The 12,031-nt window shown below is 70.4% G+C and carries 10 protein-coding genes; 5 read left to right on the top strand and 5 right to left on the bottom strand.

The window, feature by feature from the left end:
• The first annotated feature begins 332 nt into the window (after positions 1 to 332).
• Positions 333 to 914, top strand: a complete 582-nt coding sequence (locus ACWEQO_RS26425; protein WP_452985487.1) for a hypothetical protein — start codon at positions 333 to 335, stop codon at positions 912 to 914.
• Between the two features lie 324 nt (positions 915 to 1,238).
• On the opposite strand, the gene ACWEQO_RS26420 is transcribed toward ACWEQO_RS26425, so the two are convergent.
• Complete coding sequence (locus tag ACWEQO_RS26420) at positions 1,239 to 1,553, bottom strand: hypothetical protein (protein WP_452985486.1); 315 nt, start codon at positions 1,551 to 1,553, stop codon at positions 1,239 to 1,241.
• Between the two features lie 246 nt (positions 1,554 to 1,799).
• On the opposite strand from ACWEQO_RS26420, the gene ACWEQO_RS26415 reads away from it, so the two are divergent.
• Positions 1,800 to 3,956, top strand: a complete 2,157-nt coding sequence (locus ACWEQO_RS26415) for a glycoside hydrolase family 9 protein (RefSeq protein ID WP_452985485.1) — start codon at positions 1,800 to 1,802, stop codon at positions 3,954 to 3,956.
• Positions 3,957 to 4,260: 304 nt separating this feature from the next.
• A complete protein-coding gene (locus ACWEQO_RS26410) occupies positions 4,261 to 5,598 on the top strand; it encodes a jacalin-like lectin (RefSeq protein WP_452985484.1) in 1,338 nt (445 codons plus the stop codon).
• A 279-nt stretch (positions 5,599 to 5,877) separates the two neighbouring features.
• Here ACWEQO_RS26410 and ACWEQO_RS26405 read toward each other — a convergent pair whose 3' ends face one another.
• Entirely contained in the window at positions 5,878 to 6,753 is an 876-nt protein-coding gene (locus ACWEQO_RS26405; RefSeq protein ID WP_452985483.1) for a LysR family transcriptional regulator, read from the bottom strand.
• Between the two features lie 195 nt (positions 6,754 to 6,948).
• On the opposite strand from ACWEQO_RS26405, the gene ACWEQO_RS26400 reads away from it, so the two are divergent.
• Positions 6,949 to 7,338: a VOC family protein gene (locus ACWEQO_RS26400; protein WP_452985482.1), complete on the top strand. Its 390-nt coding sequence runs from the start codon at positions 6,949 to 6,951 to the stop codon at positions 7,336 to 7,338.
• Positions 7,339 to 7,712: 374 nt separating this feature from the next.
• Here the strand turns inward: ACWEQO_RS26400 and ACWEQO_RS26395 are convergent, their stop codons facing one another.
• A complete protein-coding gene (locus ACWEQO_RS26395; RefSeq protein WP_361449171.1) occupies positions 7,713 to 8,291 on the bottom strand; it encodes a nuclear transport factor 2 family protein in 579 nt (192 codons plus the stop codon).
• 79 nt (positions 8,292 to 8,370) lie between these two features.
• Positions 8,371 to 9,720, bottom strand: a complete 1,350-nt coding sequence (locus tag ACWEQO_RS26390; protein WP_452985481.1) for an MFS transporter — start codon at positions 9,718 to 9,720, stop codon at positions 8,371 to 8,373.
• 249 nt (positions 9,721 to 9,969) lie between these two features.
• On the opposite strand from ACWEQO_RS26390, the gene ACWEQO_RS26385 reads away from it, so the two are divergent.
• The gene (locus tag ACWEQO_RS26385; protein WP_452985480.1) at positions 9,970 to 10,731 is read left to right on the top strand and encodes an IclR family transcriptional regulator; all 762 of its coding nucleotides are present in this window, start codon (positions 9,970 to 9,972) and stop codon (positions 10,729 to 10,731) included.
• Between the two features lie 128 nt (positions 10,732 to 10,859).
• On the opposite strand, the gene ACWEQO_RS26380 is transcribed toward ACWEQO_RS26385, so the two are convergent.
• Positions 10,860 to 11,873 (bottom strand): questin oxidase family protein, encoded by a 1,014-nt coding sequence (locus ACWEQO_RS26380; protein ID WP_452985479.1) that lies wholly within the window; start codon positions 11,871 to 11,873, stop codon positions 10,860 to 10,862.
• Positions 11,874 to 12,031: the final 158 nt, after the last annotated feature.

Raw genomic sequence — 12,031 nt, 5'->3', positions numbered from 1 at the left:
AGCGGTTCGGTCGGCGGGTTCCGGCAGGTACGGCGTTCGGTGTGCGGTCCGGGTCGCCGCGCGTGCGGCACCCGGTCACACCTTTCCAGCGCTCCCTCTTCCGCTGTCCCGGCGTGGTTCGTCACTGGTTCCTCGGCCGACGCGAGGGCTGAGCACCACAGGCCCTGCGGCTCGGATCGGCGCGCCGGTATGCGGTGAATGCTGCTTTTTCCCCTGGCTGGCCCCATGGCGTCACACCTTGAACATGCCTGAAATGCCAGCTATGGGGGATTTAGTTACGTTCATCGCAGGTCGGTCGCCCGGCCGACGTCCGTGCGACAGAGAGAAGTGACATGCCTACGCGCACATTTGCTGTGGCCGCTGCCGGAGTAGGCGCGGCGGTCCTTGCAGCCACCGGTATCACCTACGCCTCGACCTCCGGATCCGCCCCGGCGTCCCCGTCTGTCCACCAGGCGGCCGCGTCTGCCCAACGGGCGGCCGAACCTGTCCAACGAGCTGCCCCTGCCGCGCCTCCCGCGAACGGCGGCAGCGCAAGCGGAGAGAAGAAGGACGAGGGCCGCGACCGCGAGGGCCGCGACCGCGAGGGCGGCGACCGCGAGGGCGGCGGACGCGGCTACGGCCACAAAGAAGAGGGAAAGATCTACTTCAACGAACGTGTGTACTCCGCCTCCGCCGAGGGCTGCGTCACCGCGGCCAGCGGACTGGGCTCCAGCAGCTTCAATGTTTTCAATGACAGTCGAAGGACTGTCGAGGTCTTCCGCGGCCTCACCTGTGACAACGGCGCCCCGGTCGCCACCGTGGGTCCCCACGGCGCCACCAATGGCGTGGTGACCCGTACCGTCCACGGGAGCCTGTTCGGTGACGATGGCGTCGTGGGCAGTTTCCGGGTGCTCGGCGACTACGACGAGTGGTGACAGCGCCGCCCGGAGCGCAGGGAAGATCCCGGCCCGCCGTGATCGGGCCACGTTCCCGGCTTCGTGGATATACGTGGGGCCACGGCGGGCACCTGCGTGGGCTTGATCCGCTTTGACCGGCTACTGATCGCGCTCGGTGGAGCTTGACTCGCCCGTTGAGGTTCTCCCACTGGAGATCACTTCGAGTGGTTGTCGAGGACAAGGGCGGCGCGGGTGATCTCACCGATGCGGCTGGGGCTGAGGCTGACGTGCTTCAGCGCGCGCCGGCGGTGCGGCGGCCACTGCGCCGGTTCCCGACCCTGCTGACGGCCGGTCACATCTCGTCTACGCCTGGATCCATCGCCGCAGTGCCTCGATCGTGTCCTCCGGCGTCGTGTTGAAGCACAACCGGACCCAGGGCGCCTCCTCGGTGAGGACGTTGACCAGGCGCTCGAACAGCAGGGTGTTCTCCGGCAGCATCCGTATGCCACCGCCGATCATCGCCAAACCGAAGGTGTGCTTCTGGAGTTGCTCCCGGACGATCGCTGCCGCGCAGTCCGGCTTCGCCCCCCCGGGCAGGATCCGGAGACCCCCGACCCCGCCGAGGCGGCCCAGGACACGCCGGTCGCGCGCCGCACCGAACCCCCGGACGCGGCTCACCGGAGGCCGCACCGCGCACCGGCCCCCGCCCACGTCGAGGACGTGCCAGGGGCGAAGACGGATCCTCGGCACCACCGCCACCCGCGTCGACGGCTGGTGAGCGACACGGGACGGAGCGGCACGGCAACACGGAGTCCGGGGGCGCGGCAGGCCCCCTTCTCCCGCTCTTGAACTCGCACCCCGGCAGGTCCACCATGGGAGCGCTCCCAACATCCGGGAGCCCCCACAGTGACTCAGGAGCCGCTCATGCCCACCTCCGTGTCGTTACGCAGGCGCAGAACCCTCTCCGCAGTCCTACTGGCCAGTTCACTCCTCGTCGGCGGTCTGCTGACCGCGCCGGCCGCGGCGGGACTCCCCGCCGCCGCGGCGGCGACCACGGCCGTCCGTGTCAATCAGGTCGGTTATCTGCCGGACGGCCCCAAGCGCGCCACCGTCGTCACCACGTCGTCGCAGGTGCTCACCTGGCGGTTGCGCACCGCGTCCGGCACGCTGGTCGCCTCCGGTTCGACCGTCCCGCACGGCGCGGACCAGGCCTCCGGGCAGTCCGTCCAGGTGGCCGACTTCTCCTCGTACCGGGAAACGGGGTCGGGGTACGTCCTGACGGTGGACGGCAACAACAGCGACCCGTTCGACATCCGCGCCGACCTCTACGACGGCCTGCGCTCGGACGCGATGGCGTTCTTCTACCACCAGCGCAGCGGCATCGCCATCGAGTCCTCCCTGGTGGGCTCCGCCTACGCGCGCCCGGCCGGGCACCTCGGCGTGGCGCCGAACAAGGGCGACACCTCCGTCCCCTGCCAGTCCGGGATCTGCGACTACACCCGGGACGTCAGGGGCGGCTGGTACGACGCGGGCGACCATGGCAAGTACGTGGTCAACGGAGGCATCTCCACCTGGCTCGTCGTCAGTTCCTTCGAGCGGGCCAGGCGTGCGGGCACCGACGCGGCGCTGGGCGACTCGACCCTGCGCGTCCCCGAGCGCGGCAACGGCGTGCCGGACGTCCTGGACGAGGCGCGCTGGGAGCTGGACTTCCTGATGCGGATGCAGGTGCCCGACGGCAAGCCGTACGCGGGCATGGCGTTCCACAAGGTGCACGACGCGGCCTGGACCGCAATACCGACCCGCCCCGAGCAGGACGACCAGGTCCGTGAGCTGCACCGCCCGTCCACGGCGGCGACCCTGAACCTCGCGGCGAGCGCCGCGCAGTGCGCCCGCGTCTACCGGCCGTACGACGCCGCGTTCGCCGACCGCTGCCTGGCGGCCGCCCGCAAGGCATGGACGGCGGCGCGGGCCGATCCGGCCCTCTACGCGCCGGATTCGGACAGCACGGGTGGCGGGGCCTACGGCGACACCCAGGTGAGCGACGAGTTCTACTGGGCGGCCGCCGAGTTGTACGCGACGACCGGCGAGAGCGCCTACCGGGACGCGGTCACCTCCTCGACCTGGCACACCTCCACCGGCGCCTTCACCCCGTACGGCTTCGGCTGGGCGGACACGGCCGCGCTCGGCCGGCTCACCCTGGCCACCGTGCCCAACGGGCTGCCCGCCGCCGACCTGACCCGCATCCGCTCCTCGGTGACCTCGGCCGCCGACAGCCACCTGTCCACGATGGCCGGACAGGGTTACGGGATGCCCATCCCCACGGACGGGTACTTCTGGGGCTCCAACAGCGAACTCGCCAACAACGCGATCGTCATGGCCGTCGCCGGTGAGCTGACCGGTGCCGGGCGCTACCGCGCCGGGGCGCTCGAGGCGATGGACTACCTGCTCGGCCGCAACGCCCTCGGGCAGTCCTACGTCACCGGCTACGGCGAGACGTCCTCGCGCAACCAGCATCACCGCTTCTGGGCGCACCAGGCGGACGCCTCGCTGCCCAACCCGCCGGCGGGTTCGCTCGCGGGCGGCCCGAACAGCGCCCTGCAGGACCCGGTGGCGGAGGAAAGGCTGGCCGGCTGCGCGCCCGCCGCGTGCTACGTCGATGACATCGGCTCGTACTCCACCAACGAGGTGGCGGTCAACTGGAACGCCCCGCTGGCCTGGCTCGCCGCCTACGCCGCCGAGCGGACGTCCACCGGCGAGGAACCCACCGCGGCCTGCGCGGTGACGTACACGGTGGACAACGCCTGGAGCGACGGGTTCACCGCGACGGTGACCGTCAAGAACACCGGCTCGGCCGCCGTGGACGGGTGGCGGCTGGGGTGGAGCTACGCGGGCGGCCAGCGCGTCACCAGCGCCTGGAACGCGACCGTCACCCAGAGCGGCACCGCCGTCGTCGCCCGCAACGCGGACTGGAACCGGGTGATCGCGGCCGGGGGGACGGCGAGTTTCGGCGTCCAGGGGTCGCTCAGCGGAAGCAATCCCTCCCCCACGGCCTTCACCCTCAACGGAAGCGCCTGCGCCTGACCCTCGGCGAGAACGGACAGGGGGACGACGGCCGAGCGGACGGACGCTGCCCGGACCACCGGCCCGCCGCGCGTGCGCGGCGGGCCGTGGTTCCCGCGACCGGAGCCGGGGACGACGCTCAACTGCCCCGATGGTCAGCCAAGTCGACGAACGGGCAACGGGTCGGCCGAGAAGCCCGTGAATGTCGTCCAAGCGGTTCACACGAGAGGAGGGACGCATGAGACTGTGCCGCTACGTTTGACATGTACCCTGCGACTTCGCGAGCCCCCCACCTGCTGCACGCACCCCCAGGAGACACTCCCCCATGCGAAGACTCCTCGCCTGTCTGGCGGCCGCCGCCACCCTCGGCGGGCTCACCGCCGCCGCCCCCTCCGCCTCGGCCGCCGACTCGGGCACGTTCAGCGTGCTCAGCTACAACGTCGCCGGCCTGCCCGGGAGTCTCTCCAGCGCCCCGACGCCCCGTGGGTCCAGCACCACGGAGATCGGCCGGCGGATCGCGCCGTACGACATCGTCCATGTGCAGGAGGACTTCAACTACCACGCCCACCTCTACGCGGCCGACACCGCGCACGCCCACCGCACCCCGACCAGCGGCGGTGCCGGTATCGGCAGCGGACTCAACACCCTGTCGAAGGTCTCCTACGACGGGGACGACTTCGAGCGGGTGCGCTGGAACTCCTGCCAGTTCGACTCGGGTGACTGCCTGACCCCCAAGGGCTTCACCTTCATGCGCGAGCGGCTCGCCGAGGGCGTCTACGTCGACTTCTACAACGTCCACACCAACGCCGGGACCAGCGACGGCGACCTCGCCTCCCGCGCGGACAACCTCAACCAGCTCACCGCCTTCATCAAGAGCCACTCCGCCGGCAACGCAGTCGTCGTCATGGGCGACACGAACACCCGCTACACCCGCTCCGGCGACACCATCGCCGAGTTCGCCTCCGCCAACGGCCTCACTGACGCGTGGGTCGAGCTGATCCGCGGCGGCACCCCTCCCGCCAAGGGCAGCGCCGCGCTCGTCTGCGACCAGACGCAGCCCACCGTGCCCAACACGTGCGAGGTCGTCGACAAGATCCTCTACCGCGGCAGCAAGCTCGTGTCATTGAACGCCACCTCCTACGACAACGAGCACGCCGAGTTCCTCACCAGCGGCGGGCTCATGCTCTCCGACCACGACCCGATCGCGGTCGGGTTCTCCTGGTCGCGCAACGCCGGCTTCCGGCTCAGCGACCAGTTCGGCGGCCCGCACGGCACCTACTTCAACGACATCGACAGCGTCCCCGCGTCGGCCCGCGCCACCACCATCGCCCTGCGCGCCGGCTCCCGCGTCGACCGGATGAGCATCACCCTGAGCAACGGCACCACGCTCGCCCACGGCGGCTCCGGCGGCACCGCCTCCTCGCTGACGCTGGGCAGCACCGAGTACGTGACCACCGCGTACCTGTGCCAGGCCAAGAAGGACGGCCGCACCCGGATCTTCCACGCCAAGTTCACGACGAACCTCGGCCGCACCCTGGCCGGCGGTTCGCCCACGTCCGACTGTGTCACTCGCACGGCGCCCTCCGGCTGGCGGATCGCCGGATTCCACGGCCGTTCCGGCGACGAGGTCGACAAGATCGGCTTCATCTACACCCGGCACTGACCCCCGCGGTCACGGCGGCGTCCCGGCCCGGGGAGCCGGGTGCACCGCGCGCCCGGCTCCGAGCCGCTTCCGGGAGCCGAGGGCCGCGCAGCATCGGCTCGCCGGGCGACTGCGCAAGCAGGTTTCAGCTGCCACCCGTGCGAGAGCGCCGGCGGGAAGCCGCGGGTCTCTGCTGCGCGTGCGGTGACACCGGCCGTGTCCGAGGGGGCGGGCAACGGTCTCGGCGGTGGGCCGTTCGGACCGTTCGGACCGTTCGGACGGTTCGGACGGTTCACGGTCTCAAGGCGTGCGGACGCCCGGCAGGCAGAGGAAGGCGGAGGCCGCGGGTGACGGGGTGAACCGGCTCCAGACGAGGCGCTCCACCCGTATCGGCCCGTTCGTGATCGGCACGCACCGCAGTCCGTGCAGTTCGGCGCTGAAGGCCGCGGGCAGCAGGGCGATGCCCAGTCCATGGCGGACCATCCGGACCAGGAGCTCGACGCCGGACACCTCGAACGCGACCTCGCGCCGCAGGCCGACCGCCGCGAACGCCTGGTCCGACTGGGCGCGGGCGGCGCTGCCGTCGGCGAAGTCCACGAACACCTCGTCGGCGAGGAGGCTCAGATCCACCTCATGGTGCGTGGCCAGTGGGTGGTCCGGGGCGACCACCGCGACGTGCTGCCCGCGGCCGAGTTCCCTGTCACGGACGCCCTGCGGCCGGAAGCCGGGCTGCACGCCGAGGAACGCCGCGTCCAGTGTGCCTTCGCGCACCTGCTCGACGAGCAGCTCGCTGGAGCCCGTCCGGAGACTGAACCGCACCTGGGGGTAGCGCCGGCGGTAGTCCCGGATCACCGACGGGAGATCGACGGCCGCCACGGTGGGGATCGACCCGATGGTCAGCGTGCCGCGTATCTCGCCGGTGGCCGCCGCCACCTCCGCCCGGGCCCGCTCGGCCGCTTCCAGAGCCTGGCGGGCGGCGGGCAGGAAGGCCTCTCCGGCGGGGGTCAGCCACACCCGGCGGCTGGTCCGCTCGAACAGTCGGGCGCCCAGTTCCTTCTCCAGCCGGGCCACCTGGTGACTGAGCGCGGACTGGACGATGTGGCACTGCTCGGCGGCGCGGGTGAAGCTGGCGGTCTCCGCCACCGCGAGGACATAGCGCATCTGCTGGAGATCCATTGATCCATCGTGAAACCCGATCGATCCCATGACAAGCATGTGTTGGACCGATGGATGCCCGCCCGGCGATCCTCGAACAAGGACAGGCCGTGCTGCCGGCGACCGGCCACTGCCCGTGCCCGGCGGGGCCCGCAGCCGCCGACCCCGTCATACCGCCCGCCGACGCCCCGCACCCCCGACCCCACGGAGACACCCATGCGCGTGATCGCCTTCGACCACCTCGTCCTGAACGTCACCGACATCGAGCGCTCGCTCGCCTTCTACACCGGCCCCCTGGGCCTGCAGCCGGTGCGGGTGGAGGAGTGGCGGGACGGCAGGGCCCCCTTCCCGTCCGTGCGGGTGAGCCCCACCACCATCATCGACCTCGTCGAGGTGCCCGCCGAGCGGCCGGAGGGCTCCAACGTCGATCACATCTGCCTGGTGGTCGAGCCGCTCGACTGGCAGCACGTCGTCGATTCCGGCGTCTTCACGGTGCTCGACGGCCCCGGCAAGCGCTTCGGAGCCCAGGGCATCGCGGACTCTCTCTATGTGCAGGACCCGGACGGCAACACCGTGGAACTGCGCTGCTATCCGCCGGACGCCTGAGAACCCCCCACCACGACAGTCACCCGATGGGGGCGGCTCCTGTTTCCGCCGCCGATCGCCGTGTCGTGCCGTGTCGTGTCGTTGTCCGTTCCCTTCACGGACGGCCCGACGTGGCTTTCGGAACCGTTGTCTCACCGGCTCTCGTGTGGAGCATCCTGCCTGGGCTGACCTGGGCGTTCGCAAGCGAATCGAGGAGCCGGCCGTGCCGGGAGGCCGATGACCCCGCCCCCGGGGCAGGGGCGGGGTCATCGGTGCTCAGGGTGGTGGGGGTTTCCCCACGGGGTTCGCTCCGAGGTCGGCGGGGCCGTGTCCGGATACGGGACCATCGGATACGGGACCACCGGACACGGGGCCACCGGACACGGGGCCAGGGGTCACTCGGGCTGCAACGGGCCGCGGCCGAACATCGAGAGCACCTGGTAGCTCTTGTCCTCGGGGCCGGGCTTGCTCAGCTCCATGGCGAACCCACCGGTGAACAGCTCCTGGTCCACGGGGCGTTCGTGGATCCAGTCCCGGATCACCTCGCGGAAAGTGATCTTCCAGACGCCGTCGCGTTCCTCGTACCGGTTGAACGTGCGGCTGGCGGCGATCAGTTCGCGTGACGGGTCACCGAACCGGTGGTACGAGAGGCGGTGGGTCTCGCCCTCGGCGGTCTTGCCGTCCACCTTGTACCACTCGTTCAGCAGGTAGTGGGTGGTGTTCTCGAAGCGGGGCTTGAACTCGTCGATGATCCAGTCCACCCACTCGTCCACCCCGCCCTCCTTCATGTCGCCCAGGCGGACGAAGGCGTCCTCGAAGAAGATCGACTTCAGCAACTGGGGGTCACGCCGGTCGATCCCGCGGCAGTAGGCGGCTTCGAGGTCGTGCAGCCGGTCCTTGACCTTCAGTTCCCGCAGGAGGCGGAGGTCCTCCTCGGTCACCATGCTGGCGGCGCGAGCTGCATCGTCGGTCATTGTTCTTCTCCCTCGGGTGAGGATTCAGGCAGGTGGGGGGAACGGAGGGGCGGGTACGGCAGGGTGCGTGCGGTCCCCGTCACGCCTCGAGTCGCCGGCCGGTGCGGTCCGGGAGGAGGCGGATCGCCACGGCGGAGATCAGGATCGTGAGCAGGCCGTAGGCGGTGATCAGCAGGGTTCCGTTGTCCGAGATCTGCATCAGCCACGTCGCGAGCAGGGGCGCGGGCGCGGCGAACAGCATGTTTCCGCCGGTGAGTCCGAGGGCCGATCCGGTGTACCGGACGGGGGTCGGCAGCGCCTCGGCGTAGAAGGCGCCCTGGCATCCGGTCATGAACTGCACACCGCACAGCGCACCCGTGATGGTGAGCGCGGCCAGCCACCAGTTGCCCGTGTCGAGGATCAGGAAGAACGGGACGAGGAAGGCCAGCAGCACGGCGAGACCCGTGAAGAGGACGCGCTTGCGGCCGATCCGGTCGCTGGACCAGCCGCCGAGCAGGCTGGCCCCGATGGAGATCGAGTTCGCGACGACCATCAGTCCGAAGGTGGAGCTCTTGTCGAACCCGAGCTGGCCGGTGAGGTAGCTGATGGCGAAGGTGACGGTGATGTAGTACAGCGCTCCCGGCGCGGCCCACGCGAGCACCAGCAGCATCACGGTCTTCCGGTGCTGCCTCAGCAGCCCGCGCGCCGGCTGCTCGCTCTCGCTCTTGCTCTCGCTGGCGAGGAAGGCGGGGGTCTCCTCGACGCGGTGCCGGATGTAGTACCCGACGGCGATGAGCGCCACGCTCAGCAGGAAGGGGATCCGCCAGCCCCAGCCGGTGAACTGGTCCTCGGTGAGCCACGCGGCGAGGCCGGTCAGGGTGAGGGTGGCGAGTACCTGGCTGATCGGCGAGCCCACCGACATCAGGGCACCCGCGAGACCGCGGCGCCGGCTCGCCGAGTGCTCCATCACCATGAGCTGCGACCCGGTGTGCTCACCCCCCAGGGCGAAGCCCTGCAGGAAGCGCAGCGTCACCAGCGCGACCGGAGCCACGATGCCCACCGTGGCGTAGGTCGGCAGCAGGCCGATCAGCACCGACGCCACACCCATGAGGAGCAGCGTGAACATGAGGACGTTCCGGCGGCCGAGCCGGTCGCCCAGCATGCCGAACACGAGGCCGCCCAGGGGCCGTGCCACCAGCCCGACCCCGAAGGTCGCGAACGACGCCAGCAGCGCGGTGCCCGGTGCGAGGTCGGGGAAGAACAGCTGGGGGAAGACCGTGGCCGACAACGCGCCGTACACGGAGAAGTCGAACCACTCCAGTGCGGAGCCCAGCGCGCCACTGACGACCGCGCGTCGGGCGGTGGGTGTCCCGCTCCCGGCTTCCGGGCTTTCCGGTGCCGTGTCCGGCCGGCTTGCTCCGGCCGATCCCTCGAGTTCACTGACTGTCATCGCTTCACTCTCCTCGGTGTCCTCACTGCGCGGCACGTCACACGAGCTGACGGGCGGTTCACGCCTCAACGGCCACTTACGCCAAGGGCAGGCAAGGGGGTGGTCTCGCGCCCAGGAGTCCGCGCCACGCAAAGACACTCGTTCGAGTGCGCGTTCGCCTGCGGACATCGAGAGAATCCACTATCAGGGAGTGGGTAGTCAATCATTCCCTGTATGTGGGAACATCGGGGCGTGAACACTCTTCAAACTGTGGACAGGGCGCTTCGGCTGCTCACGCTGGCCCAGCAGGAGCCGGTCGTCACCCTCGCCCGCGCCGCCGACGAACTGGGTGTGGGAACCTCCGTCGCCCATCGGCTGCTGGCCACCCTGGAGGCGAACGGCTTCATGCGGCGCTCGCTCGACGGCCCCGGCTACCGCCTCGGCCCGGCCATGACCAGCGCCCGCCCCGCCCACGCCGACACGGACTTCACCCACTTCATCCAGGACGACCTGCTCGAGTTGCAGGCGGCCACCGGCGAGACCGTGGAGTTCGCGGTCCTCGAAGGGCAGGCGGTGCGCTACATCTACGGCATCGCCTCACAGCACCACATGCGCATCGAAGCCCGGGCGGGGACGATCCTCCCCGCGCACACCTCGGCCTGCGGACGAGCCCTTCTCGCCACCCTCACCACCGAGCAGCTCCGCCGGATCTACCCCAACGAACCCCTCCCGCACGCGGCGAAGACCACCACCCCGACCCGCACGGCCCTCGAAGCCGAACTGGAGAACGTCAGGCAGCGCGGCTACGCGCGCAACGTCGAGGAGACCCAGCCCGGCATCGCGGCACTCGCGCAGACCCTCCCCACCCCGCAGGGGTACCCGCCCATCGCCATCACCATCTCGGGGCCGCAGGCGCGCCTCTGCTTCACCCGCGAGGACCCCCGCACCCCGTCCGAGACGGCACTCACCCGAGCCCTGCACCAGGCGACCCAGAAGATGCAGGCGAAGCTCACCTCGAAGCTCCAGCACTAGGACCGGTCCGGCGGATCAGGTCGCAGGGAATCGGCGGCGCCCTCTTCTGCGCCCGGACGAGTTCGGCCGCCTCGACCTGGACAGGACCGGGGCGTCGCACCCCCATGCGGTTCAGGTGCGGATGCGCTTCATCCCAACGGGGCGCTCAGTTCCATGGAACGCAGTGCCGCCGCAAGGGCCGGTTCATCGCCGACATCGAGGGCTGTGTCTGTCAGCTTGATGACGTGTTCATCGCCGTGAGCCAAAGCCCGTTCGAAAACCTCTTCGGGAGTGAAGGTGCCGACGGCCGGGGCGTATACGACCGACTCGGCCGGTGCGTACATCGCGGTCACTGCCGCGGAAGCCGTCCAGGCTGCCCGCAGGCTCGATGGCCACAGGGCGTGCGGGAGCGCGGGCAGGGTGCGCAGGACGGCGTTGGGAGCCGTGGCCGCGTGCACCAGCATCGTTTCCTCGCCGTGGCCGTGAGTGGCATACCGGTGGGTGGCCGCCCGCACCAGTTCGGCGAGGTGGCGGTATGCGTCGTTCGGTTCCGTCACCGCGGCCGCCCACACCGGCAAGGACCTCACGCGGTCGAGCCGGGCGGAGAAGCCACCGTCCTGCAGGGCGATGGTCGGCACCGTGTCGAGAGCGGCGGCTGCGCTGTCGGCGCCGGGCAGCGGGGCGAGAACCGCGACGGGCCGGTGGCGCGCGGCCCAGTAGCCGAGACCGTGAGCGAGTTCAGCCAGGCGAGGTTCGGTGATCTCGCCGGACAGGAGCATGCGCACGGCGTGCCCCACCCGGATCACCGGATGCGTCGAGCCGCCGTACATGCCGGGCAGAAGACGGGGCCACCACTGAGTGAGCACCTCGCGCCACGGCCGCTCGGCGACCTCGCGCTCGAAGTAGCCGATCCAGTCGGCCGCGCGGCGCGGGTCGCCGAGCGCCGAGAACCAGCTGTCGTCCGTGACCGGCTCGACACGGGACGGGAACTCCTCGAGCTTGCGTGCGTACAGGTCGAGCCAGCGGTGCACCGAACGTGCCTGTCCACGAGCAGCGAGGGCCTCCACGGCCATCGGCGCGTGATTGGTGAGCCGCCCGAGCCGCTCGGGCCCCGAGTCGTGCAGTCGCTCAAGCGCCTCGTCCAGAGTCCCTGTCGTATCCATGGCAAGGACAGTAGGCAGGACGCCATGGCGGCGTAACGGGCTGGAGACGTAAGTCCGACCTAGTACTGCAACGGTACTTATGCTGATTGCTGACCAGTTTCAGGGACTGTGCCCGCGCCGCTTGTAGTGACTGACGCGGGCCTGGTATTGCCGTCTGC

The organism is Streptomyces sp. NPDC004051 (assembly GCF_053604275.1).
Note: the sequence above shows the minus strand (reverse complement) of the source record. Positions and strands in the feature narration are given on the sequence as shown.

Coding starts and splice junctions, on each gene's coding strand:
- ACWEQO_RS26425 (WP_452985487.1), top strand. CDS start 333: ATGCCTACGCGCACATTTGCTGTGGCCGCTGCCGGAGTAGGCGCGGCG.
- ACWEQO_RS26415 (WP_452985485.1), top strand. CDS start 1,800: ATGCCCACCTCCGTGTCGTTACGCAGGCGCAGAACCCTCTCCGCAGTC.
- ACWEQO_RS26410 (WP_452985484.1), top strand. CDS start 4,261: ATGCGAAGACTCCTCGCCTGTCTGGCGGCCGCCGCCACCCTCGGCGGG.
- ACWEQO_RS26405 (WP_452985483.1), bottom strand. CDS start 6,753: ATGGATCTCCAGCAGATGCGCTATGTCCTCGCGGTGGCGGAGACCGCC.
- ACWEQO_RS26400 (WP_452985482.1), top strand. CDS start 6,949: ATGCGCGTGATCGCCTTCGACCACCTCGTCCTGAACGTCACCGACATC.
- ACWEQO_RS26395 (WP_361449171.1), bottom strand. CDS start 8,291: ATGACCGACGATGCAGCTCGCGCCGCCAGCATGGTGACCGAGGAGGAC.
- ACWEQO_RS26390 (WP_452985481.1), bottom strand. CDS start 9,720: ATGACAGTCAGTGAACTCGAGGGATCGGCCGGAGCAAGCCGGCCGGAC.
- ACWEQO_RS26380 (WP_452985479.1), bottom strand. CDS start 11,873: ATGGATACGACAGGGACTCTGGACGAGGCGCTTGAGCGACTGCACGAC.